This is a genomic window from Streptomyces sp., assembly GCF_035644915.1.
Lineage (GTDB): Bacteria > Actinomycetota > Actinomycetes > Streptomycetales > Streptomycetaceae > Streptomyces.
In genome coordinates, this window is the sequence record NZ_DASQNP010000165.1 from 15,881 (window position 1) to 37,903 (window position 22,023).

A 22,023-nucleotide genomic window follows, 5' to 3' on the forward strand; every position below is an offset into this window, starting at 1 on the left:
GGACATGGAGATGCCGCCGCCCCGATCCCTGTGACAGCCGGGTCGTGTGACGTGCGCCACCGTTCACGGGCGTCACACAGCGGTGGGGACCGGCGTCTTGTGTGCGTCACGGTCGGCGGCGAACAGGCAGGAGTCAGCCATGGGCGAGCGCAGGGAGCAAACGATGGACACAGCCGGGCCGCCTGCCCGAGGCGACCGCCCGGACCCCGCCACCGAAGCGTTCCTCGCCCACCGCAACCTGCTGTTCACCGTCGCCTACGAGATGCTCGGCTCGGCCGCCGACGCGGAGGACGTGCTGCAGGAGACCTGGCTGCGCTGGGCGGGCGTCGATCTCGGCACCGTGCGGGACCAGCGCGCCTACCTGGTCCGGATCACCACCCGCCAGGCGCTGAGCCGGCTGCGTGCACTCCGCCGGCGCAAGGAGTCCTACGTCGGCCCCTGGCTGCCCGAGCCGCTGCTCACCGCGCCCGACGTGGCCGAGGACATCGAGCTGGCCGACAGCGTCTCGATGGCGATGCTGCTGGTACTGGAGACCCTCACGCCGACCGAGCGGGCGGTGTTCGTGCTGCGCGAGGTGTTCGACCTCGGGTACGACGAGATCGCCGAAGCCGTCGACAAGAGCCCGGCCGCGGTCCGCCAGATCGCGCACCGGGCACGGGCCCACGTCGCCGCGCGCCGACCGCGCGGGGCCGTCTCACCGGCCAGGACCCAGGACGCGCTCGACGCGTTCCAACGGGCGGTCGAGACGGGTGATCTGCAGAGCCTGCTCGACATCCTCGCGCCGGACGTCGTCCTCCTGGGCGACGGCGGCGGAGTCAGACAGACCGTCCTGCGGCCCGTCGTGGGGGCCGACAAGGTGGCCCGGCTGCTGGCCGCCGGACTGGGCAGGATCGCCGCCGCGGCATCGCTGCGGCCGGCGCGGGTCAACGGCCACCCGGCGCTGCTCCTCCGGCTCGGCGGCGTGCTCGACACCGTCATGGCGGTGCGCATCGACGACGGCCTCATCACCGGCCTGTACGCCGTGCGCAATCCCGAGAAACTGTCGCACATGCAGCGCGAGACCACCCTGTGCCGCTGAGCCCGGAGCCCCTCGGACACACACGACCGGCATCGCCGCCCGCACGTCGCCGCCGGCACCACCGCGGTGACGGCCCCGGTCCGTGGACCGCCGGTCATCGCGCCGTCCGCCGACCGGAGGTCCGACCGCGGCAGCCGGGCCGGGACCCGCCCCATGGGCACCGGATGCCCATGTGCCTGATCACCGCCCGGCGACACTTCGGCCGCTGCCGAAGCATCGGGTCCCTACGCTCCGCACCATGAACACCGCGCACCCCGGCATCCTGCCCGCGGCGGCAGCCGGCACCCGCACGGCCATCGATCCGGTTCCCTTGCGCTCCGGGACCTCGGTGGGGAACCCCTCGGCGGGAGGCCGGGACGGACCGCGGCCGTCGCCCTCCGCCGTGCCGGGCGGTGGCGCCGTTGCCAGGGAAGCGGTCATGAGAGCGGCCATGGATGCGGGTGCGGCGTGACGGTGGGGGAGATGCTCGCCGTCCTCGGAGCGGGCGTCGGTGCCGGCGCCGTCAACGCCGCCGTCGGTTCCGGAACGCTGATCACTTTCCCCGTCCTGCTTGCGACCGGCCTGCCGCCCGTCACCGCCACGGTGTCCAACGCACTCGGCCTGATCCCCGGACCGATCAGCGGAGCCATCGGCTACCGGAGGGAACTCAGCGGCCAGGGCCGCCGCGTCCTGAAGCTGAGCGTCGGCGCCCCCTCGGCGGTCTCACGGGTGCGGCGCTCCTGCCGGCCCTGCCCGCCACGGCGTTCGAGAGGATCGTGCCGGTCCTGGTGGCCCTCGCTCTGGTCCTGGTGGTCCTCCAGCCCCGGATCGGCGGAAGCCTGCGGCGGCGCCGGGAACCGACCGGCACATCCGTCCGTCCCGACGGCGGGCCACTGCTGTTCACCGGACTGGCGTTGGCCAAGCACCTACGGCGGCTACTTCGCCGCCGCCCAGGGAATCGTCTACCTGTCCTTGATGGGTGTGCTCCTCGACGACAGCATGCAACGTCTCAATGCCGTCAAGAACGTTCTCGTCGCCGTCGTCAACGCCGTCGCCGCGATGTTCTTCCTCGTCATGGCGGACTTCGACTGGACGGCCGTTGCGCTCCTCGCGGTCGGCTCCGCCGCCGGAGGCCAGGTGGGGGCCAGGTCAGGCCGCCGTCTCAGCCCCGCGGTCCTGCGCACCCTCATCGTGGTGGTCGGCACCGCGGGCATCGTCCACCTGCTGCGGTAGCGGACGGGGGCGCGGCTCGCCGGAGCCTGCTCCTGGCCGCCGTGCGGAGGCGGGGGTGGCTTCCGGTGCCGGGCGGGCACCGGAAGCCACCTCGGCGGAACGTCAGGATTCCGCCGCTGCTCCCACGGCGGTGAGCAGCGCGAGAGGGGTCGCGGCCGCCCAGGCCTGGGGGGAGCAGGAATGGGGGTAGGGGACGGGGCCCTCGCCGCGGAGTCGCGGGTATCCGGCCATGACCTCCGGGAGCCGGTGGCCGTGGTGTGCGGCGGCGTCGGCCAGTGCCCGCGCGAGCGCGGCGGTCTCCTCGTGGAGGCCGTAGCGGGCGAGCCCCAGGGCGATGACGGCGTTGTCGTGGGGCCAGACGCTGCCGCGGTGGTAGGACAGCGGATGGTAGGGGCGCTGTCCCGCGGCGAGCGTCCTGATGCCCCAGCCGGAGAAGAAGTCGGGTTCCAGGAGCCGCCGGCCGGTGACACGGCCGTGCTCGGGCTCCAGGATGCCGGACCACAGGAGGTGCCCGGCGTCGGAGGCGAGGGCGTCGACCTGCCGCCCGTCGCCGTCGAGGGCCAGGGCGGGGAACGCCTGCCCGGGCATCCAGAACCGCGCGGCGAAACGGCTGCGGAGATCCCGCGCCGAGGACTCCAGCTCGGCGGCCCAGGCGGGGTCGTCCCAGACGTCGCGGGCCAGGGCCGCGGTCCGGCGCAGGGCGTCATAGGCGTAACCCTGGACTTCGGCGACGGCTATGACGCCCCGCGCCGGGGTGCCGTCGGCGAAGCAGACGGCACCTTCGGAGTCCTTCCAGTTCTGGTTGAGCAGTCCGTGCTCGTCGGCTCGGTAGGTGAGGTATCCGTGCTCGTTCAGGCCGCCGTGTTCGAACATCCAGGTCACGGCGGCGCGGGCCTGGGGTTCGAGCTGCTTGGCGAGGGTGGGGTCCGCGGTCCGCTCGGCGTGGGCGTGCAGCAGGACCAGGAAGAGGGGGGTGCTGTCGACGGAGCCGTAGTAGCGGCCGTACGGCACCTGCCGGAAGTGGGCCAGCTCGCCGTGGCGGATCTCGTGGACGATCTTTCCGGGCTGGGCGACGCGTGCGGGATCGTGAACGGCGGCCTGGGTGGCGGCGAGGGCCCGCAAGGTGGCCCCGGCCTGTTCCGGGCGGTAGGGCAGGGCGAAGTAGGAGGTGAGCAGGGAGTCGCGGCCGAAGAGGGTGAGGAACCAGGGGACGCCGGCCGCCGGGACCCGTACCGTCTCGCCGTCGGGACCCACCGCCGGGATGCGGAGGTCGGCGAGGTCGGCGAGGCCCTGGCGGCAGGCGCGGCCGAGTGCGTCGTGGCCGGCGGGGACCGGCAGGGGGACGTCGGCGAACGCGTCCCTTTCGGCGCGTGCCAGGTGCACGATCGTCGCGGGGTCGGGCGGCGGCGGGGGCGCGGCGGGGGCGCCGTGCGGCTCGGCCGCGACGTGGAGGGTGATGTCGGCGCTGCCGTGGGCGGGCAGGTCGACGCTCCAGACGAGGGCGGCGGTGCGTGCGGAGTCCTGGGACGTGGTGACCCGGGGCGCCGGACGGGCGGTGACGGTGGTGCTCGCGCGCCAGTCGTCGCGGTGGTAGCGGAACGCGATCCCGTCGGGCAGTTCGTCGAGGATGCGGCGTGCCCCGGGTTTGTCGTACCGCCGGTGGTCGCTGCGCAGTTCGAACTGGTCGGCGAAGTCGGCGTCGACGTCGAGGCGGACGGTCAAGGTCACGTCGTGGCCGGTGTTGGCGGTGATGCGGAGGTGTTCGACGAGCCGGCCGTGGAAGAGCGCCTGGCGGCGGAACAGGGTCCAGGCGGACGGTTCGTCGCGGGTGCCGGCGGCGGTGAGCACGGCGGTGTCCTCCGCCTCCCGCGCGGGGACGAGGACGGTGGGGACCTGCCCGTCGACGGTGAGGACCCAGGTGCTGAGGTGGCGGGTGTCACGGGCGAACAGACCGTCGGGGGAGGTGCCGCGGACGCCGGTGATGTCGCCGCCGGTGCCGGTGACGGCGAAGGAGCCGGCGTGCAGCAGCAGTCGGCGCTCGCTCATCGGTACTCCCGGCGGTCGTGCTCGTGGTCGCGGCCGTGGTCGTGCCGGGCGAGGAAGTCGATCGTGACGGCCGCGGTCCAGCTGAAGTGGGTCGCGCCCCGGCCCCGGCCGGTGAGGGGGTCGATGTACTCGGCGAATCGCGACGCTCCCGCGGCGTCGAGGACGGCGTGCCGCAGCGCGCTCGCCTCGGTTTCGGCACCGTGGAGGCGCAGTCCCCGCTCGATGATCCAGTTGATGTTGAACCAGGCGGGACCGCACCAGTAGCGGGAGGCGTCGAAGGCGCTGCCCAGCAGGTCGTAGCTGGGAACGAGCGCGCTGGTGGACCCGAGTCCGAAGTGGTCGCCCCGTGCCGTGCGCAGCATGGCCGAGGCGATGCGACCGGGCAGGGACGGCACGACGAGGGGCAGCAGCCCGGTGACGCTCATCTCCTCGATGACGCGGTCGGCGCGTACGTCGCGGCAGAGGAACATACCGGCGTGCGGCTGCCACAGGTGCCGGACCAGGGAGTCGGTCAGCGCCTCGGCCCGTTCGCGGTGCGGGCGCGGGTCGCGGCCGAGGACGCGGGCGATGCCGGCCAGCGCGTGCTCCGAGGCGATGAGGAGGGCGTTGAACCCCGGGTCCTCGACGGCGAAGGGGTGGGAGGTGCCCGCGTCGCGGTAGCCGTGGCCGCGGTAGTCGGCGGCCAGGCGGACGTACCGCCCGTAGTCGAGGTCGGTGGGCCGGTCGGCGGGGTCGCTGTGGGCGAGGTCCGCGCGGCGGAAGGACGCGGCCGGGACGGGGACGATCCTCTGCAGGGGACCGTCCCAGCAGGGACTGTTGTCCATCCCCGACTCCCACGGATGGACGATGGAGGCGAGTCCGTGTCCGGTGAAGTCGCGGTCGCGCAGGAGGTAGGCGTGCCAGGCGACCAGACGCGGATAGATCCACTTCAGGAAACCGCGGCGCCGGGAGCTCTCCGGATCGCTCCGGTGCACCAGTGCCGCGGCCAGCGCGTGGACGGGCGGCTGGACGATGCCGGACGTCTCCACGCCCGGGGGCGCGCCGGCCGCGCGGCCGGCGGTGGTGGACTGCCAGAAGTCGGGACCGGGGAAGTAGGCGTCGAGCCGCACGGCGGGGTTGAACACGATGTGGGGGATGCGCCCGTCGCCCCACTGGGCGCCGAGGAGTGCCTCCAGTTCGCGCTGCGCGCGGCGCGGGGAGAGGTGGCGCAGACCGATCGCGATGAACGCGGAGTCCCAGCTCCACTGGTGCGGGTAGAGGGTGCGGGAGGGAACGGTGGACATGCCGGTCCAGTTGGCCAGCAGGACGCGTGTCGCATCGCGGCGCAGCGCCGCACGGGCCTGGGCGGAGGGGCCGGTGAGGGTCGTCGTCATGCGCCGGACCTGCGCAGGAAGCCGGGGATGGAGCGGACGGCGGCGACGGGGTCACCGGTGAGCCGGCACTCGGCGGCGAGGTAGCCGTCGTAGCCGATGGCCTGCAGGGCGGCCAGCCAGGCGGGCCAGTCGAGGTGACCGGCGCCCGGCTGGAAGCGGTTGGAGTCGCTGACCTGGGCGTGCCCGATGTACGGGGCGGCCGCGAGGATGGCCGCCGCGGGGTCGGCCTCCTCGATGTTCATGTGGTAGCTGTCGATGCCGATCCGCACGGAGTCCAGGCCGACGGCGCGGATGAGGTCCACGGCCTGTTCGAGCCGGTTGACCATGTGGTCCTCGTACCGGTTGAGCGGTTCGAGGTAGAGGTGGACGCCCTCCTTGCGGGCGTGCTCGCCCAGTTCGGTCAGCCCTTCGACGAGGACGGCGCGTTCCTCCTCCTCGCCGCGGGGAGGCTCGAAGGGCGGAAGGCGGCGGGAGAACATGCCGTAGGAGGCGGGGGTCTGGGCGCCGCGGCCGCCGATCTCGGCGATGACGGACAGTTGGGACTTCATCTGGGCGATGGCGTCACGGCGCTGGTCGGCGTCGAACGCGCCGAAGAAGTGGAGCATGTCGACGCAGACGGTGGGCATGACGACGCCGTCCTTGAGGGCGGCCTTCAACTCGGGCAGCCGCCGCTCGAAGTGGAAGTCCCCCTTGGCGCGCAGTTCGATGGCGTCGTAGCCGGCGTTCAGCGCGAAGTCCCACTTCTCCTGGAGGGTGTCCCCGGGCAGCAGTTGTTCCTGGCAGGCGATCTTGAGCATCGGGAACCTCTCAGAACTCCAGGACGACCTGGAGGGCGTCGGCGGGGCGTTCGTCCAGGAGCGCGTAGGCGTCGGCGGCCTCTTCGGCGGGGATGACGTGGCTGACGAGGGACTTCACGTCGACGAGCCCGTCGGCGACCAGGGCGAGGAAGGTCTGCTGGAGGCGTTCGACGGTCCAGCGTCCGGCGAGCTGCGGCGGGACGCCGCCGATCTGGGAGCAGACCAACTGGACGCGGTTGTGGTGGAATTCGTCCCCCAGGCGCAGGCCGACGCCGTCGCCCTGGTAGAAGCCGGAGGCGACGACACGGCCGCCGACGGCGACGGAACGCAGCGCTTCGTGGAGGGCCGGGTAGACGCCGCTGATCTCGATCGCGACGTCGGCGCCGCGGCCGTCGGTGGCCTCCCTGATGCGCTCGGCGACGGCGTCGGTGCGGGCGTTGAGCGTGGTGGCGGCTCCGTAGGCGCGCGCGGTCCTCAGCCGCCCGTCGAGGGCGTCGACGGCGGTGACCCGGGCGCCGTTGAGCTGGGCGAGGCGTGTGGTCAGCAGGCCGATGACGCCCTGGCCGAAGACGGCGACGTCCTCCCCGAGGTGGATGTCGGAGGCGAGGACGGCGTTGTGGGCGATGGCGCCGACGCGGGCGAAAGCACCGGCGAGGGGGTCGAGCCCGGCGGGGAGCACGTGGCCGACCATCCGCTCGGCCGGGACGATGCCCTCGCTGCGGTGGCCCCAGATGCCCCAGACGATGTCGCCGGGGACGGGCAGGCCCGGGGTGCCGGCGAGTTCGGGGGAGACCTCCGTGACCTCGCCCACCTCGGAGTACCCCCAGCCGGCCACCGGGTACTCGATGCCGGCGGCACCCTCCCGGAAGAGCCGGGCCTCAGGGTCCCACGTGCGCGTCAGATAGGGGTTCGTCCCGCGGTACGCGGTGAGTTCCGTGCCTGCCGATATGCCGGAGTAGTGGGTGCGCACGCGCAGATGGCCCGGAGGCAGGGGTGCTCTCTCGTGCCGGGCGACTTCGACCTGCCGGGGACCGGTGAACTGGACGACGCGTTCCACGTGGGACTCCGAGGGGTTGCTCTCACGACTTGAGCTGAAGATATCTCAGTCTTATGCCTTGTCAACAAGCAAAAGCAATGCTGAAATGCCTCCGCATCCAGCGGAAGTACTGTGAGGACAAGCCATGCGCAAGTGGATCCGGCGGTCGAGGACGACCGCAGCGGGCCTGGTGGCGTTGGCGAGCGTCAGCGCGCTCGCCGGCTGCTCCACCGGCGGGGACCCTGCCGTACCGGACAACAGGATCACGGTCTGGTCGCAGGAGAACCTTCCACCGCGGATGGCCGCGACGAACAGGGTCGTCGACCGTTTCGAGAAGGAGACGGGCATCGAGGTCGAACTCGTCGGGGTGGACGAGGGCCAGCTACCGCAACTGATCATGTCCGCCGCGGCCGCGGGCGACCTGCCCGACGTCATCGGCGCGGCTCCCATGGGCCAGGTGTGGCAGATGTACGGCAACGGACTGCTCAACACCCGCGTCAGCGAGGAGATCGTCGAAGACCTCGGAAGGACGACGTTCGACGCCAACGCCCTGCGGCTGACCGCCGACGCGGACACCCAGCTCGCCGTCCCCTCCGACGCGTGGCTGCAACTGCTGGTGTACCGCGAGGACCGGTTCCGGCAGGCGGGGCTGCCCGCACCCGACACCTACGACAGGCTCCTGAGGGCCGCGGCCGCCCTCGACCGCGGCGGCCGCGACGGCATATCCGTGGCCACCGACCCCGGAGACGTCTTCACCCAGCAGAGCTTCGAGAACATCGCCCTCGCCAACGGCTGCCGGCTCGTCGACGAGAGCGGAGACGTCCAACTCGACTCCCCCGCCTGCCGGACGGCCTTCGCTACCTACGACAAGCTCGGCCGCGTCCACGGCGCCCCCGGCACCCAGACCGTCGACTCCACCCGCGCCACCTACTTCTCCGGCCAGTCGTCGATGATCGTGTGGTCCTCGTTCCTCCTCGACGAGCTCGCGGGACTGCGCAACGACGCGCTGCCCAGTTGCGCCGAGTGCAAGACGGACAGGGAGTTCCTGTCCCGCAACAGCGGCATCGTGACCGCGCTGTCCGGGCCGGACGGCGCGGAACCCGCCCAGTTCGGCGAGGTGACCTCCTGGGCCGTGACCAAGACCGCCGAGACGGCGGCCTCCAAGAGGTTCATCGAGTACATGATGAGCGACGGCTACGAGGACTGGTTCGGCATGGCCCCCGAGGGCAAGATCCCCGTCCGCGCCGGCACCGCCGACGACCCGCAGCGCTACCGGCGCGCCTGGCGCGCCAGCGAAGCCGGCGTCGACACCCGCAAGCCGATGAACCGGGTCTACCCGGACGCCCTGCTCGACCAGCTCATCCGGGGGATCGGCAACATGAAGCGCTGGGGCATCACCGAGGGCCAGGGGGTCCTGGTCGGTGCCACCAACGGCGAACTCCCGGTGCCGAAGGCGATCGGCGCCATGACCAGCGGCCAGCTCTCGCCCGGCCAGGCCGCCCGCGAGGCGGACGAGGAAGTCGCCGCCCTCCAGAAGTCCCTCCAGTAGCGTCCGCCCCCGTCGAGGAAGTCACATGAGCACTGCACCCGGCGGCGCGGAGAAGCGTCGCCCCCTCACCGCCGCCCAGCGGGAGAACCGCGCGGGGCTGGCCTTCGTCACCCCCACCTTCCTGGTCGTCCTGGTGGTGGTGATCCTGCCCATCGCGTGGACGGTGCTGCTGGCGTTCCAGCACGCCCGACTGGTCGACATCCAGGGCATGGGCCTGTTCGGCAACTGGACCGCGGACAACTTCCGCCACGTCTTCGGCTCCCCCGGCTTCTGGACCAGCCTGGTCACCACGCTGATCTACACCGTCGGCTCCACCGCCGGCTCGGTCGCCCTCGGTCTCGTCGCGGCCCTGGCGCTGCGCAGGCCCTTCCGCGGGCGCGGCCCGCTGCGCGCGGCGATGCTCCTGCCGTACGTCGCGCCGGTGGTCGCCGTGGCCTTCGCCTGGGAAGTGGCGCTCAGCCCGCAGTACGGCATCGTGGGCGAGTGGGGCCGGCGGTTCCTGGGCTGGGACCAGCCGCCGGCCTTCCTCTCCACGCGCGACCACGAAGTCTCGCTGCTGGGCGTGGAGTTCGAGATCCCGCTGGCCCTGCTGACCGTCATCGCCTTCGAGATATGGCGCTACTTCCCGTTCGCCTTCCTCTTCCTGCTGGCCCGGCTCCAGGCGGTGCCCGAGGGGCTGGAGGAGGCCGCCACGGTGGACGGCGCCACCGTCACCCAGCGCTTCCGCCACATCCTGCTCCCCCAGGTGATGCCGGTCATCGCGCTGCTGTGCGTGCTCCGCTTCATCATGACGTTCAACAAGTTCGACGACGTCTACCTGCTGACCGGCGGGGGAGCGGGCACCGACGTCGTCGCGGTGCGCGTCTACGACTTCCTCACCGCACGCTACGACGTGGGCGCCGCCGCGGCCCAGGCACTGGTGCTGGCCGCCGTCCTGACCGTACTGCTCGGTGTCTACGTCAAGTTCTTCGCCAAGAAGGTCCAGGAGGAGGCGTGATGACCCGCACCCAGTTCGAGGAACGCCTCTTCGGAGCGCTGCGGTGGCTGACGATCGCCTTCCTGGCCGTCGTCACCGTCGCGCCCTTCTGCTACATGCTGCTGCTGTCGGTGAAGCCGATCGACGCGCTGCTGCTCGACCCGGGCGCCCTGTGGGTGTCCGCCGAGGACTTCACCCTCGACACCTACCGAAGCGTGCTCAAGCCCACCTCCGAGGGCGGCCAGGGCTTCCTGCGGCTGCTCCTCAACTCCGCGGCCGTCGCGCTCGGCACGGTCGTGCTGACGCTGGCCGCCGCGGTCCCCGGCGCCTACGCCGTCAGCCGGCTGAGGTTCTTCGGCGGGCGCCAGGTCAGCGCACTGTTCCTCGCGGTCTACCTCTTTCCGGCGACCCTGCTGGCCGTCCCGCTGTTCGTCATGTTCGCCAAGATCGGCCTGTCCGGAAGCCTCGTCGGCCTCGCCGTCGTCTACATCGCGCAGACCGTGCCCGTGTCGATCTACATGATGAGGAACTACTTCGCCACCATCCCGCGCAGCGTCGAGGAGGCCGCCGCGCTCGACGGCTGCACCCGGCTCCAGGCGGTGCGCAAGGTCGTCCTGCCGCTCGCACTGCCGTCCCTCATGGCCACCGGCCTGTACGTGTTCATGATCGCCTGGAACGAGTTCCTCTTCGCGCTGCTCTTCCTCGCCGCGGACCCCGACGCGTGGACCGTCTCCCTCGGCCTGCAACAGTTGGCCAACGGGATCGAGGTGCCCAAGACCGTCCTCATGGCAGGCTCGGTGATCCTGACCATCCCCGTGGTACTGCTGTTCTTCGCCGCGGAACGCCTGTTGACCGAGGGGCTCACCAGCGGCGCCGACAAAAGCTAGGAGCACCGACACGCCATGCCGACGAACCAGGCGAGCGCAGGGCATCTGCTGAAGCTGATCCGCAGCGGACAGGCCACCACCCGCGGTGAACTGCAGGCTGCCACCGGCCTGTCGCGCTCGACCGTCGGTCACCGTCTCGGCCAGCTTTTCGACGCCGGATGGCTGCGGAACACCACCGGCACCTCGACCGGTGGACGCCCCTCCGCACGCCTGGAGTTCGACGCCGGCCACGCCGTGGTGCTGGCGGTCGACCTGGAGACCACGCACGGACGGGCGGCGGTCACCGACCTCGCGGGAACGGTCCTGAGCGAGCACGACCAGCCGCTGCTCATCTCGGACGGACCCGACAAGGTGCTGGACACCGTCGCCTCCTGGTTCCCGGGGCTCCTCCGGGCCGCCGGAGCGGACACCGCCGCGGTGTGCGGGATCGGGCTGTCCGTTCCGGGACCGGTGGACTGGCAGACCGGCAAGGTCGTGCAGCCGCCGATCATGCCCGGCTGGGACGGCTGTCCGGTGCGGTCCGTGATGCAGTCGGCGTGGACCCGGCACGTGGGCTCAACCCCGGCGCCGCCCGTCCTGGTCGACAACGACGCCAACCTCATGGCGTACGGCGAGCAGCTCCGCCACCACCCGGACTGCTCGGCGTTCGTCCTGGTGAAGGCGTCCGCCGGGATCGGCGCCGGCGTCGTCGTGGGCGGTGAGCCGTACCGCGGCATCGACGGCGGCGCCGGGGACATCGGGCACATCCGGCTGCACGACCGGCCGGACGCGCTGTGCATGTGCGGCTCGTACGGCTGCCTCGCCGCGGTCGCCAGCGGCCGGGCGATCGCCGAGCAGTTGTCGGCGCTGGCCGTTCCGACGTCCTCGGCCGCCCAGGTGCGCGAACACCTCGCCGCCGGGCAGCCGGACGCGGTCCGGCTCGCCCGCGAAGCGGGACAACGGGTCGGCGAGGTCCTCGTCACCGTGGTCACGCTGCTCAATCCGGGGGTCCTCGTGATCGCCGGGGACCTGGCGTGCCCCCCGTTCGTCACGGGGGTCCGCGAACTGCTCTACCAGCGGGCCATGCCCCGCACCACCGCCCACCTCACGGTGACGACCTCCGAACTCGGCGATCGGGCCGCCCTGACCGGCGCGGCCGCCATGGTCGTGGAGCACCTCTACTCACCGGAGATCGCCGACGCCCGGCTGGCCGCCGCCGTCCCGTGACCCGCCCACGACGTCCGCACCGGAGCACACCGTGACCCACCACCCCCACCCCCGGGCCACAGCCCCCGCCCACGGCCCCCGGCCGATCCGCGTCGGACTGGTGGGCGCCGGGCCCTGGGCCAGAGCGATGCACGCCCGCATGCTCGCCACCGGTCCCGAGACCGAGCTCACCGCGGTGTGGGCGCGCCGGACGGAGGCGGCGGCGGAGGTGGCGGCCCCGTACCGTGCCCGGGTGGCGGGATCGTTCGAGGAGCTCCTCGACCTCAGCGAAGCCGTCGCCTTCGCCGTGCCGCCGGCGGTCCAGGCCGAGCTGGCCGTGCACGCGGCGAAGGCCGGGAAGCCGATGCTGCTGGAGAAACCGCTCGGCCCCGACCTGCCGTCGGCCCGCGGGGTGGCCGAGGCGGTGGCCGAACACGGGGTCGTCACCCAGCTCGTCCTGACCAAGCGCTACCACCCGGCGACGAGGGAGTTCCTCCGCCGGGCCGCCCGGACCACCGTGGTCGGCGCGCGCTCCTGCTACCTCCACGGCGCCTTCCTCGGCGGCGACTTCGCCACACCGTGGCGGCTGGAACAGGGTGCGCTCCTCGACCTCGGTCCCCACCTGGTGGACCTGCTCGACGCGGCGGTCGGACCGATCGCCGCCGTCCGCAGTGCCGGGGACTCCCGCCGGTGGATCGAACTGACCTGTGAGCACACCAGTGGTGCGGTCAGCCAGGCCTCGTTGTCGGGGGCGGTGAACCTGCCCCGTGCCCGTACCCGCATCGAGCTGTTCGGGCCGGACGAGGAACTCGTCTACGACACCGCGGAGCTGGACCACGAGGAGTGCTGGCCGGTCCTGCGCCGGGAGTTCGCACAGGCCGTGCGTTCCGGGCGGAGCAACGGGATCGACGCGCAGCGGGGCCTTCGTCTGCAGGAGCTGCTGAGCATGGCGGTGGTCTGAGACGGCGGTGGCCTGAGACCGGGGCGCGACACCGCCCCGGGGCCGCTCCGGCGGGGCCGGGCAGGCCACAGGCGAGACGGCGCGTCTCCGGCGGGGCGAGCGAACCCGGGCCGGGATCCCCGCCGGAAGCGCCCGCGTCAGAAGCGTGCCCGTGCGGCGGATCGGTCATGGGGTGAGGTCCGTGGAGCCGGACCGTTCCGGACGGGCCGCGGAGGAGCGCGCGACCGCCCTCGCCGTCGGCGGGGGCGCGTCCGCCGGGCGGCGCCACCGGCCCGGAGCCTCGGCCATGACCAGGCCGAGCACCAGCCAGAACAGCATGCCGACGCGGTCCAGGTTGGCCGGATGGTCCGCCACGCCCATCAGGAAGAAGCCGGCCAGCGCGGCGAGCCCGGCGATGCCGACGGCGGACTTCTCGCGGGCGGCGCGGACCGCACAGGCCAGGGCGGTCACGGTGATCGCAGCCATGGCCAGCAGACCGGCCGCGCCCGTCTCGACCAGCCAGTTGAGCCACAGGTTGTGCGCGTGCACGAAGACCCTGTCGCCGGGCGCGGCGGCCGAGATGACAGCGCCCGCCCGTCCCAGTCCCACCCCCAGCGGGTCGGCGGCGGCGATGCCGAGGGCGGACTCCCACGCCTGGCCCCGCACGCCGAGCGCGGTGCCGGCCCGCGACACGCCCCAGATCACCACGGCACCGGCGGCGAGAACGGCCAGGCACAGCCCGGCCGCCAGGCGGCGCTGCCGCTCGCCGAGCCGCGGGGCCAGCCAGTACGCGAAGCCGAGCGCCAGCAGTCCGGTGGCGGCGACGTAACCGGCCCTGGAGAAGGTGGTCAGCACGGCGCCGTAGCCGACGACGCCGACGAGCACCACCACGGTCCGGGCCGTGCGCTCGGCGACCGCCACCACCGTCAGCAGGGCGACCGGGGTGAGCAGGACGAGGAACGCGGCGAGCAGGTTGGGATTGGCGAAGGTCCCGGTGGCGCGGATCAGCGTGCCGCTTCCGGGAGCGGCGCAGTCGACTTCCGCGAACAGTCCGGTGCGGCAGAAACCGGTCGGCGTCCCGTTGGTCACCTGGGCGAACGCCGTGGTGCCGACGGCCGCCACACAGACCAGCGCGAGCAGCCCGAACGCCCGCCACGACTCGGGCTGGGACCGCCGCACCGCGACGACCAGGTAGTACCCCGCGACGGCGGTCAGCAGCCCGCGCAGCGGGGCCGTGGCATGCCCGCCGATGAACGTGGCCCCGGCGGAGGCGAGCAGCAGCAGTCCGATGGGCAGGTCCAGCCGGGTGCGGAAGGTCTCCGGGCGGGCGCCCGTGACCAGCAGCGCCACCAGGCCGAGCGCGAGAGCCAGACGCAGTGGTGTGACGACGCCGGTGAGCGGGTCGTCGGGGAGGAAGTCGGTCGCGCAGTCCAGCACGACGACGGCGGCCGCCGCGAGCGGGGTGGCCCTGGCTGCCGCGTACGGCAGCCAGGAGCCCGCCGATATGGTCCGGTTCAATGCCATATGTGCACCCTAGGAGTTCCCCGCGCGATGCGGTTGGCTCGTGTCCTCCGGTCGGGTGGCCCGGTCATTCGGTGTGCGGAAGCGCGGTCCCCGACCGTGACCGACGGCGCCGGGACGCCGTCCGGTACCCCTGGGCAGGGCCACCGGGCCGGCACCGTGACATCGTGGTGCCATGACCGTCGAAGTTCGCCCGGCTTCGGTCTTCGAGGACGTCCGTGCCGTGCTCGGCCCGAAGTCACCCGGAGCCAACGTCTGCTGGTGCCTGAGCTACCGGATCCCGTCCAGGCTCAACAACGAGCTCCGCGGGCCGGCCCGCGGAGAGTACGTCGCCGAGCTGTGCCGCAGGCAGCCCCCTCCGGGGGTGCTCGCCTACGACGACGGCGAGCCGGCCGGCTGGGCCGCCGTGGCGCCGCGCGCCGACACCTCCTTCGCGCGCAACCGCAAGATCCCGCACGTCGACGACCTGCCGGTGTGGTCGCTGTGGTGCATCCGCGTACGCCCCGGCCACCGCAAGAAGGGGATCTCGCACGCCCTCATCACCGGCGCGGTCGAGTTCGCCCGCGCCCACGGCGCACCGGCGGTCGAGGCGTACCCCCTGGACAACGGTGACGCCAGGGTCGACCTGACGATGGCGTACGCCGGGCTCCGGAAGAACTTCGAACGCGCCGGGTTCACCCACGCCGCCGACACCACCTCGGTGCTGGCCGGTCATCCCCGGGTCCTGATGCGGCTCGACCTGCGCTGACGGACCGGCCCCGGGCCCCGGCGGCGAGCGCAGCGTACCGGCCGGCCTCGGGGACAACACTCAAGCCCCACCGGCACAGCACGAAGGCCGGCGGGCAGGCGACCGCCAAACCCGGACGCGCTGTCGGGAGGGCGCCGCGACGTACGCACGCCCGTATGCGCCGACTCGTTTTTACCGGTCAAACGGACCGGGTCATTGATCAGAAGGCCCGACCAGGGGAGAGGGCGCGCAGGGGCTTGGGGTCAGCTCCTCGTCGGGCCGCTTCCCGGTCCGTCTTTGTCGTGGTTCCGGCCCCGCCGGAGCCCGGCGATGCGACGATGTGCGCATGAGCTCACCGGAGGACGACCGCCTCGACGAAACCCGACGTCACCTACTGCGTCTGGCTGCCCAGTTCCCGGACGACGCCGACGTGGCGTACCGCACGGCATGCGTTCACGACCGCCTGGGCCTGGAAGCCGCGGCGGTCCCGTTCTACGAGCGCTGCCTGGCCGGAACCGGCCTCTCGGACGAGGACCGCCGCGGCGCCCTGCTCGGTCTGGGCAGTACCTACCGGGTGCTCGGCCGGTACGCACATGCCGTCGAAACCCTCCGCCGCGGGGTGGCGGAGTACCCGGACGACGGCGGTCTCCAGACCTTCCTCGCCATGGCGCTGTACAACGCGGGCGAACACCACGAGGCCATGCGGATCCTGCTGGATCTGCTGGCCACGACGAGCCAGGACCCGTCCGTACAGCAGTACCACCGTGCCATCAGCCTCTACGCCAAGGACCTCGACACCACGGTCTGACCCGGGGCGAAGGCCCGGGCCGTCGCGCCGCGATCGGGCGGCGGCCGCGCCCGGCCCTGATCCCGGCGGGGCTCACGGCGGCCGGTTCTCCGACGACGCTGGACGATTCGCGGCTCAGGGCCCGCGGTGGCTCATTTTTTGCGGTGCCGGACGGGGTCATGCAGGACAAAACCGAGCGATTTGGAGTGGTGTCGGGCCATGCCCGACCATGGGCACCGCCCGGCGACCCCGGGCGTCAGTTCGAAGAGAGGCGCACCACCCCATGCACGTCACCGGAACCGCCCCGCAGACGGCTCCGGCCCCGCAGGAGACCCCCGCGGCCCCCGCCCCCGCCGAAGACCCCACCGGCAGCTCCAGCAGGCACGCTCGCCGTTTCGGGCTGCCCGTCGCCACCGCCCTGGTCATGGGCAACATCATCGGTGGCGGCATCTTCCTGCTTCCGGCCTCCGTCGCCCCGTACGGCACGATCAGCCTGGTCGCCTTCGGCGCCCTGACCGTCGGCGCCATCGCCCTCGCCCTGGTCTTCGGCAGGCTCGCCGAGCGCACCCCGCACACCGGCGGACCCTACGTCTACGCCCGCGAGGCCTTCGGCGACTTCGCCGGCTTCCTCGCGGCCTGGGCGTACTGGATCACCACCTGGGTGTCGAACGCGGCGCTCGCCGTCGCCGCCGTCGGCTACCTCGACGTGCTGATCCCGGTCGACGACCACCGCTGGACCGCGTGCCTGGCCGCGCTCGTCCTGCAGTGGCTGCCCGCGCTCGCCAACTTCGCGGGCACCCGCTACGTGGGCGCCGTCCAGCTCGTCTCCACCGTGCTGAAGTTCGCGCCGCTGCTGCTCGTCGCGGTCGGCGGGCTGTTCTTCTTCGATCCGGACAACCTCGGCCCGTTCCACGCGGGCGGCGGCAGCGCGATCGGCGCGGTCTCCGCCTCCGCCGCCATCCTCCTCTTCTCCTACCTGGGCGTGGAGTCCGCCGCCGTCAGCGCGGGCGAGGTCGAGAACGCCCGGCGCAACGTGGGACGCGCCACCGTCATCGGCACCACCGGCGCGGCACTCGTCTACCTGCTGGGCACGCTGGCCGTCTTCGGCACGGTCGCGCACGACCGACTGGTGGAGTCCACCGCGCCCTTCTCGGACGCCGTGAACGCCATGTTCGGCGGCAACTGGGGCGGCTGGGCCGTCGCGCTCGCCGCGCTCGTGTCGATGACCGGCTGCCTCAACGGCTGGACGCTGCTGAGCGCGCAGACCCCCTACGCCGCGGCGCAGGACGGCCTGTTCCCCGCCGCCTTCACGCGCAGGCGGCGGGGCGTTCCCACCGTCGGCGTCGGCGTCACCGTCGTCCTCGCCTCGCTGCTCACCGTCTACAACTACGCGTCGGGCCCGGCCGGGGTCTTCGAGATCCTGGTCCTGGTCACCACGTTCACCGCGACCGTGCCGTACCTGCTGGCCACCGCCGCGCAGATCTTCCACCTCCTTTCGGGGCGGCGCGAGCGGGTCGACCGGGCGCGCCTGGTGCGGGACGCCGCGGTCGCGGCCGTCGCGGCGGCCTTCTCCATCTGGCTGGTGGCGGGCGCCGGGTACGCGGCGGTGTACCAGGGCGTGCTGTTCCTGTTCGCGGGGGTCATCGTCTACGCGGTGATGGCGGCCCGGCGGCAGCGGACGGCCTGATCCGGCGGCGGTCGGGGAGACGCACGGACGGTGGTGCGGCGGGTGCGGCGGTCGTGCCGCACCCGCCGCACCCGCGGGTTGCGGACCCGGGATCGCGGGCCGGATGACTCACGGCGGCGCGGCAAGCGCCGACCCGGTACGCCCGATGCGGCGTTGCGTACCGGTTCCGTCATGGAAATACACCCAAAAGAGTGACTTCCTCGTACGCCTCTGCCAACCGTCCCAGTAGTGCACTACGGTCACCCCACTTGTCATTCCAGGGGGGATCATGACCAGCCCGTACACCCAGCCCCAGCCCATACCGTCCCGGCCGGCCCCCGGGTGGGCCCGGAAGAGATTCGTCCTTCCCGCCCTCGCCTTCGCCTTCCTCATCGGCCTCGGCGCCGGCGCGAGCGACAGCGGCACCCCGGCGAAGGCCTCCGCCGCACCGTCCCCGGAGCCGGCCGTGACCGTCACCGCCACCCGGGAGGTCACCGCCACACCCACCGCCAGGCCGGAGCCGGCCGAGACCGTCACCGTCCGCGCCACCACGACCGTGCGCGCCACGGTCACCGCCCAGGCCCCGGCCGCCGACGACTTCGAATCCTCCTCGGGCGGAGGCGACGACAGCGGCTCGGTCCACTACGCCAACTGCTCCGAGGCCCGCGCGGCCGGAGCCGCACCGGTCCGCCGGGGCGAGCCCGGGTACGGCCCGCACCTGGACCGCGACGGCGACGGCACCGGCTGCGACTGGGGCTGATCCGCCGACACGCGCGAAGACCCCCTGCCCGGACAGTCCGGCAGGGAGCGGACGGAGTGCGGAGTGTGGAGTTCGAACGGCATAGCGGCCCGCTTGGCGTCTGGGCCGCACCGGTGAAGTGCGCGGATCGCCGTGGCGACCGCTATGCCGTCCGGCCGCTCCGTCAGATCAGTGCGTTCTTGTAGAAGATGCTGGAGCGGCGGTCGCCCTCCTCGCCGGAGGCGAAGCCGATGAAGAGGCGGGGCTCGCCGGCGTCGGTGCGGTAGATGGCGAGGCCCTCGGGCTCCCGGAAGGTCAGGGTGGAGCCCGCCTTGGTGAGGGTCGGACCCTGGGCGATGGCGCCGGTGTTGACGTTGATGCTGGTGAGGTAGGTGTTCCCGGGCTCGGGGTTGGTGGAGGAGTAGGAATTGCCGGTCTGGAAGTACATGTAGGAGCCGTAGAGGGTGTAGCCCTGCGGAGTGCCGGAGATCGGCGGCGGGGTGAACTTGGCGAGCGGGTTGCTGAAGTTCCCGTTGTCGGTGTCGGAGAGGTTGTACACGGCGATGTGCTTGGCGCCGTCCTTGTGGTAGCGGACGATCATGCGCTGGTAGACGGGGTCGATGGAGCAGGTGTACTCCGTGGCGCCGGAGATCGGCTGGAACCTGCTGAAACTCGTGGAGGACGAGTCGAGGGTGGTGCCGGCGCTGTACTTGATGTAGGCGAGCTTGCTGCCGTAGCCGTTGCTGTTGGCGTCGCACTCGATCCACAGGTAACTGCTGCTGCCGCTGGGACGGACGCCGAAGGCGACACCGTGACCGAAGCCGTTGAGGTGCATGTACGAGACGTAGTTACCGGCGAAGTCGAGTTCGCTGATGCACAGGTCGCCCGCCTCCTCGGCACTGCCGGACCGCTTGGCCGCCACGAACAGGCGCTTGTTGACCGAGTCGAAGGCGAAGCTCTGCTGGACGCGGTTGCTGTGCAGGACCTTGTCGCGGAAGAGGTCGTGGGACGGCTGGGACAGGTCGAACCGCGGGGTCTCGCTCACCGCCGCGGACGCGCTGTGGGCTCCGTACCCCAGACCGAGCGCGGCGAGTCCGAGACCGGTGCCGGTGCGCAGCAGTCCTCGACGGGTGATGGGCATACGGGAGTTGTGCTCCATGGCGGGGCTCCTGAGGGAGTGATCGGAAAACCCCTAGACCCTACGCAGGGGAGGCGGCGGGAGTGTCAGCAGGTCCGTCAACATCAGGCCGTGTACTGGTAGGTCGAGTAGGTCAGGTAGCCCGCGTCACCGCCCTGGTAGTACGTGGCCTCGTCGACGGGGGCGATCGGGAGCCCGGTGCGCAGACGCTCGACCAGGTCGGGATTGGCGATGAAAGCGCGGCCGAAGCTGATGAGGTCGGCCCCCAGTCCGAGCCAGTGGTCGGCTTCGGTCCGCCCGGTCTGCTTCGGTCCCATCGGAAGCACCGGGTTCATGATGAGGGTGCCCGGCCATGCTCGGCGCAGGCCGACCAGCACGTCCTCCTCGACGGTGGCTTCGAGGTGGACGTAGGCCACCCCGAGACGGGCCAGCTCGGTCAGCAGCGCGGTGTAGAGCTCGGGAACGTCGGTCTCCTCAACGCCCCAGAACGTCCCTCCCGGGGAGAGCCGGATGCCGGTTCTGGCTCCGCCGACGGCCTCGACGGTCGCGGACGCCGCCTCGACGGCGAACCGGATCCGATTGGCCACCGGGCCTCCGTAACGGTCCGTCCGCACATTGGCGTTCGACGAGAGGAACTGCGAGATCAGGTAGCCGTTGGCGCCGTGCAGCTCCACGCCGTCGAAACCGGCGTCGATGGCCCGGCGGGCGGCCCGGGCGTACGACTGGACGTGCTCGGGCACTTCGGCCGTGTCCAGGGCGCGCGGTGTCGGCGCGGGCCGGGGACCGGTCGGGGTGAACACGTCACCGACGGCGGGGACGGCCGAGGGCCCGACGGGCTGCATACCGGTGGTGTCGGGATGCGAGACCCGTCCCCCGTGCATGAGCTGGGCGAAGATCCGGCCGCCGTTGGCGTGCACGGCAGCGGTCACCGGACGCCACGCGGCGACCTGCTCATCGGTGTGCAGCCCCGGCGTACCCGGATTGGACTGCCCGATCAGGCTCGGCTGCACGCCCTCGCTCACGATCAGTCCGGCCGTCGCCCGCTGGGCGTAGTAGATCGCCATCGACGGCGTCGCCAGACCGTCGGCGGTGGCCCGGACCCGCGTCATCGGGGCCATCACCACCCGGTTGGGCAGCCTCAGGTCACCGAGCCGATAGGCGTCGAAGAGGTTCGTCATGTCGGGGCTCCGCTGTGATCCATGGCACCCGGACCTCGGGCACGGCAGTTACGCTAAAACCTCACATCCATGTCAGAGGCAAGAGGTGTGACGCAGGTCACGGCCGGGAGGGCGGCATGCGCATCGGGGAACTCGCGTCACGATCCGGGGTCAGCGTCCGGTCCCTGCGCTACTACGAGGAGCAGGGGTTGCTCACCAGCACCCGCAGCGCCAGCGGGCAGCGGCACTACACGGACGCCCAGGTCGAACGGGTCGCGTTCATCCAGCGGTTGTACGCCGCGGGCCTGTCCAGCCGCACCATCGCCGAACTGCTGCCGTGTGTCGACGCGCCCAGCGAGGAGAATTCCGATGCCGCGCTGGAGCGACTGGCGCAGGAGCGCGATCGGCTCTCCGAACACATCGCCGACCTCATACGCACCCGGGACGCACTCGATGCGCTGATGGCCACGGCCCGGGCGCACCGGGAGAACCTGCACGCCGCGGTGGCCGACTGATCGAGTCCACCCGTGCCGCCGGGGGCGGACGGCCCCGAGCGGAACCGGGCTCGATCGCGGTCTCCGCGCGCACCGGAGACGGTATCGAGGCACTGCGGGACCTCATCGACGTCCTGCTGCCGCGTCCCGAGGTGGAGATCGAGGCCATGGTGCCCTACACCCGGGGGGGCCTGGTCTCCCGGGCCCACAGGGAAGGCGAGGTGCTGTCCGCCGAGCACACCGAGCAGGGCACCCTGCCGAAGGCGAGGGCGGGGCCGGAGCCGGCGTCCGCTCTGCGGGCCTGCCCCGGCCGTGAACCGGTTGCCGGTGCAGCTTCGCACCACCTACGATGACCCCATGGGTTCCCTGTGATCGGCACGTGTGGTCCGCGAGGGTGTGGGACGTCGAGCCTGGCTCCGTCACCGCACCCGGCCGTGCACGCCTGAGAAGACGGACGCGCTGCGATTTCTTCGTCATGCGCTGTTTCCGCCGGACGGAACCGCTCCCGACGGTGCGGATTCCCGACCGACCGCGTTTTCCGACGGTCTGCTGTGTGCGCGGCGACATCACTCAACCCACATCAGGAGGACTCCCGCGTGTCGACAGCGCAACTCGCTCTGCATGACATCACCAAGCGTTACCAGGACCACGTCGTACTCGACCGGGTCGGCTTCACCATCAAGCCGGGCGAGAAGGTCGGTGTCATCGGGGACAA

General features: G+C 72.1%; 18 protein-coding genes and 2 pseudogenes. 13 read left to right on the forward strand and 7 right to left on the reverse strand.

Annotation, left to right across the window (positions count from 1 at the left end; all coding sequences use genetic code 11):
• Positions 1 to 139: 139 nt before the first annotated feature.
• Together VE546_RS18645 and VE546_RS18650 are read left to right on the forward strand one after the other, a co-directional pair.
• A complete protein-coding gene (locus tag VE546_RS18645; protein WP_414720522.1) occupies positions 140 to 1,078 on the forward strand; it encodes an RNA polymerase sigma-70 factor in 939 nt (312 codons plus the stop codon).
• A gap of 447 nt (positions 1,079 to 1,525) precedes the next feature.
• Positions 1,526 to 2,290: pseudogene (locus VE546_RS18650) on the forward strand (sulfite exporter TauE/SafE family protein).
• Between the two features lie 102 nt (positions 2,291 to 2,392).
• Here the strand turns inward: VE546_RS18650 and VE546_RS18655 are convergent.
• From VE546_RS18655 to VE546_RS18670, 4 genes are read right to left on the reverse strand one after another with little or no spacing between them, the layout of a single operon-like run.
• The gene (locus tag VE546_RS18655) at positions 2,393 to 4,336 is read right to left on the reverse strand and encodes a glycogen debranching N-terminal domain-containing protein (RefSeq protein ID WP_324923763.1); all 1,944 of its coding nucleotides are present in this window, start codon (positions 4,334 to 4,336) and stop codon (positions 2,393 to 2,395) included.
• A complete protein-coding gene (locus VE546_RS18660; protein ID WP_324923765.1) occupies positions 4,333 to 5,709 on the reverse strand; it encodes an MGH1-like glycoside hydrolase domain-containing protein in 1,377 nt (458 codons plus the stop codon). Before VE546_RS18660 ends, VE546_RS18655 begins: the two co-directional genes overlap by 4 nt.
• Entirely contained in the window at positions 5,706 to 6,506 is an 801-nt protein-coding gene (locus VE546_RS18665) for a sugar phosphate isomerase/epimerase family protein (protein WP_324923767.1), read from the reverse strand. The genes VE546_RS18660 and VE546_RS18665 overlap by 4 nt, the downstream gene beginning before the upstream one ends.
• A gap of 10 nt (positions 6,507 to 6,516) precedes the next feature.
• Positions 6,517 to 7,563 (reverse strand): zinc-binding alcohol dehydrogenase, encoded by a 1,047-nt coding sequence (locus VE546_RS18670; protein ID WP_324923769.1) that lies wholly within the window; start codon positions 7,561 to 7,563, stop codon positions 6,517 to 6,519.
• 124 nt (positions 7,564 to 7,687) lie between these two features.
• On the opposite strand from VE546_RS18670, the gene VE546_RS18675 reads away from it, so the two are divergent.
• The 5 genes from VE546_RS18675 (at position 7,688) to VE546_RS18695 (ending at position 13,100) form a co-directional block, all read left to right on the forward strand.
• A complete protein-coding gene (locus tag VE546_RS18675) occupies positions 7,688 to 9,091 on the forward strand; it encodes an ABC transporter substrate-binding protein (RefSeq protein ID WP_324923771.1) in 1,404 nt (467 codons plus the stop codon).
• A gap of 25 nt (positions 9,092 to 9,116) precedes the next feature.
• A complete protein-coding gene (locus VE546_RS18680) occupies positions 9,117 to 10,088 on the forward strand; it encodes a sugar ABC transporter permease (RefSeq protein WP_324923773.1) in 972 nt (323 codons plus the stop codon).
• Complete coding sequence (locus VE546_RS18685; RefSeq protein ID WP_324923775.1) at positions 10,088 to 10,954, forward strand: carbohydrate ABC transporter permease; 867 nt, start codon at positions 10,088 to 10,090, stop codon at positions 10,952 to 10,954. The genes VE546_RS18680 and VE546_RS18685 overlap by 1 nt, the downstream gene beginning before the upstream one ends.
• A gap of 15 nt (positions 10,955 to 10,969) precedes the next feature.
• Positions 10,970 to 12,160 carry an ROK family transcriptional regulator gene (locus VE546_RS18690; protein WP_324923777.1) on the forward strand — a complete coding sequence of 397 codons (1,191 nt, stop codon included), beginning with the start codon at positions 10,970 to 10,972 and terminating at the stop codon, positions 12,158 to 12,160.
• 127 nt (positions 12,161 to 12,287) lie between these two features.
• Positions 12,288 to 13,100 (forward strand): Gfo/Idh/MocA family protein, encoded by an 813-nt coding sequence (locus tag VE546_RS18695; protein ID WP_414720523.1) that lies wholly within the window; start codon positions 12,288 to 12,290, stop codon positions 13,098 to 13,100.
• Between the two features lie 165 nt (positions 13,101 to 13,265).
• Here the strand turns inward: VE546_RS18695 and VE546_RS18700 are convergent, their stop codons facing one another.
• Complete coding sequence (locus VE546_RS18700; protein WP_324923780.1) at positions 13,266 to 14,603, reverse strand: O-antigen ligase family protein; 1,338 nt, start codon at positions 14,601 to 14,603, stop codon at positions 13,266 to 13,268.
• A gap of 172 nt (positions 14,604 to 14,775) precedes the next feature.
• Here VE546_RS18700 and VE546_RS18705 point away from each other — a divergent pair, with 172 nt between their 5' ends.
• The 4 genes from VE546_RS18705 to VE546_RS18720 all read left to right on the forward strand — a co-directional run bounded on the left by VE546_RS18705 (position 14,776) and on the right by VE546_RS18720 (position 18,540).
• The gene (locus tag VE546_RS18705; RefSeq protein WP_324923782.1) at positions 14,776 to 15,348 is read left to right on the forward strand and encodes a GNAT family N-acetyltransferase; all 573 of its coding nucleotides are present in this window, start codon (positions 14,776 to 14,778) and stop codon (positions 15,346 to 15,348) included.
• A 325-nt stretch (positions 15,349 to 15,673) separates the two neighbouring features.
• Positions 15,674 to 16,135 carry a tetratricopeptide repeat protein gene (locus VE546_RS18710; protein WP_324923784.1) on the forward strand — a complete coding sequence of 154 codons (462 nt, stop codon included), beginning with the start codon at positions 15,674 to 15,676 and terminating at the stop codon, positions 16,133 to 16,135.
• 262 nt (positions 16,136 to 16,397) lie between these two features.
• Entirely contained in the window at positions 16,398 to 17,801 is a 1,404-nt protein-coding gene (locus VE546_RS18715; protein WP_324923786.1) for an amino acid permease, read from the forward strand.
• Positions 17,802 to 18,069: 268 nt separating this feature from the next.
• A complete protein-coding gene (locus tag VE546_RS18720) occupies positions 18,070 to 18,540 on the forward strand; it encodes an excalibur calcium-binding domain-containing protein (protein WP_324923788.1) in 471 nt (156 codons plus the stop codon).
• A 163-nt stretch (positions 18,541 to 18,703) separates the two neighbouring features.
• Here the strand turns inward: VE546_RS18720 and VE546_RS18725 are convergent, their stop codons facing one another.
• Together VE546_RS18725 and VE546_RS18730 are read right to left on the reverse strand one after the other, a co-directional pair.
• Entirely contained in the window at positions 18,704 to 19,678 is a 975-nt protein-coding gene (locus VE546_RS18725) for a teichoic acid biosynthesis protein C (RefSeq protein WP_324923790.1), read from the reverse strand.
• An 83-nt stretch (positions 19,679 to 19,761) separates the two neighbouring features.
• On the reverse strand, positions 19,762 to 20,835 hold the full coding sequence (locus VE546_RS18730; RefSeq protein WP_324923792.1) for an alkene reductase: 1,074 nt from the start codon (positions 20,833 to 20,835) through the stop codon (positions 19,762 to 19,764).
• Positions 20,836 to 20,951: 116 nt separating this feature from the next.
• On the opposite strand from VE546_RS18730, the gene VE546_RS18735 reads away from it, so the two are divergent.
• The gene (locus tag VE546_RS18735; protein WP_324923794.1) at positions 20,952 to 21,329 is read left to right on the forward strand and encodes a MerR family transcriptional regulator; all 378 of its coding nucleotides are present in this window, start codon (positions 20,952 to 20,954) and stop codon (positions 21,327 to 21,329) included.
• 35 nt (positions 21,330 to 21,364) lie between these two features.
• Positions 21,365 to 21,661: pseudogene (locus VE546_RS18740) on the forward strand (GTPase HflX); the annotation flags it as partial.
• Between the last annotated feature and the right edge of the window lie 362 nt (positions 21,662 to 22,023).

Bases quoted from the DNA above. Each gene is read 5' to 3' on its own strand.
- VE546_RS18655 (WP_324923763.1), bottom strand. From the start codon at position 4,336: ATGAGCGAGCGCCGACTGCTGCTGCACGCCGGCTCCTTCGCCGTCACC.
- VE546_RS18690 (WP_324923777.1), top strand. From the start codon at position 10,970: ATGCCGACGAACCAGGCGAGCGCAGGGCATCTGCTGAAGCTGATCCGC.
- VE546_RS18725 (WP_324923790.1), bottom strand. From the start codon at position 19,678: ATGGAGCACAACTCCCGTATGCCCATCACCCGTCGAGGACTGCTGCGC.
- VE546_RS18660 (WP_324923765.1), bottom strand. From the start codon at position 5,709: ATGACGACGACCCTCACCGGCCCCTCCGCCCAGGCCCGTGCGGCGCTG.
- VE546_RS18735 (WP_324923794.1), top strand. From the start codon at position 20,952: ATGCGCATCGGGGAACTCGCGTCACGATCCGGGGTCAGCGTCCGGTCC.
- VE546_RS18730 (WP_324923792.1), bottom strand. From the start codon at position 20,835: ATGACGAACCTCTTCGACGCCTATCGGCTCGGTGACCTGAGGCTGCCC.
- VE546_RS18680 (WP_324923773.1), top strand. From the start codon at position 9,117: ATGAGCACTGCACCCGGCGGCGCGGAGAAGCGTCGCCCCCTCACCGCC.
- VE546_RS18675 (WP_324923771.1), top strand. From the start codon at position 7,688: ATGCGCAAGTGGATCCGGCGGTCGAGGACGACCGCAGCGGGCCTGGTG.
- VE546_RS18715 (WP_324923786.1), top strand. From the start codon at position 16,398: ATGCACGTCACCGGAACCGCCCCGCAGACGGCTCCGGCCCCGCAGGAG.
- VE546_RS18705 (WP_324923782.1), top strand. From the start codon at position 14,776: ATGACCGTCGAAGTTCGCCCGGCTTCGGTCTTCGAGGACGTCCGTGCC.
- VE546_RS18685 (WP_324923775.1), top strand. From the start codon at position 10,088: ATGACCCGCACCCAGTTCGAGGAACGCCTCTTCGGAGCGCTGCGGTGG.
- VE546_RS18710 (WP_324923784.1), top strand. From the start codon at position 15,674: ATGAGCTCACCGGAGGACGACCGCCTCGACGAAACCCGACGTCACCTA.
- VE546_RS18645 (WP_414720522.1), top strand. From the start codon at position 140: ATGGGCGAGCGCAGGGAGCAAACGATGGACACAGCCGGGCCGCCTGCC.
- VE546_RS18720 (WP_324923788.1), top strand. From the start codon at position 18,070: ATGACCAGCCCGTACACCCAGCCCCAGCCCATACCGTCCCGGCCGGCC.
- VE546_RS18695 (WP_414720523.1), top strand. From the start codon at position 12,288: ATGCACGCCCGCATGCTCGCCACCGGTCCCGAGACCGAGCTCACCGCG.
- VE546_RS18665 (WP_324923767.1), bottom strand. From the start codon at position 6,506: ATGCTCAAGATCGCCTGCCAGGAACAACTGCTGCCCGGGGACACCCTC.
- VE546_RS18700 (WP_324923780.1), bottom strand. From the start codon at position 14,603: ATGGCATTGAACCGGACCATATCGGCGGGCTCCTGGCTGCCGTACGCG.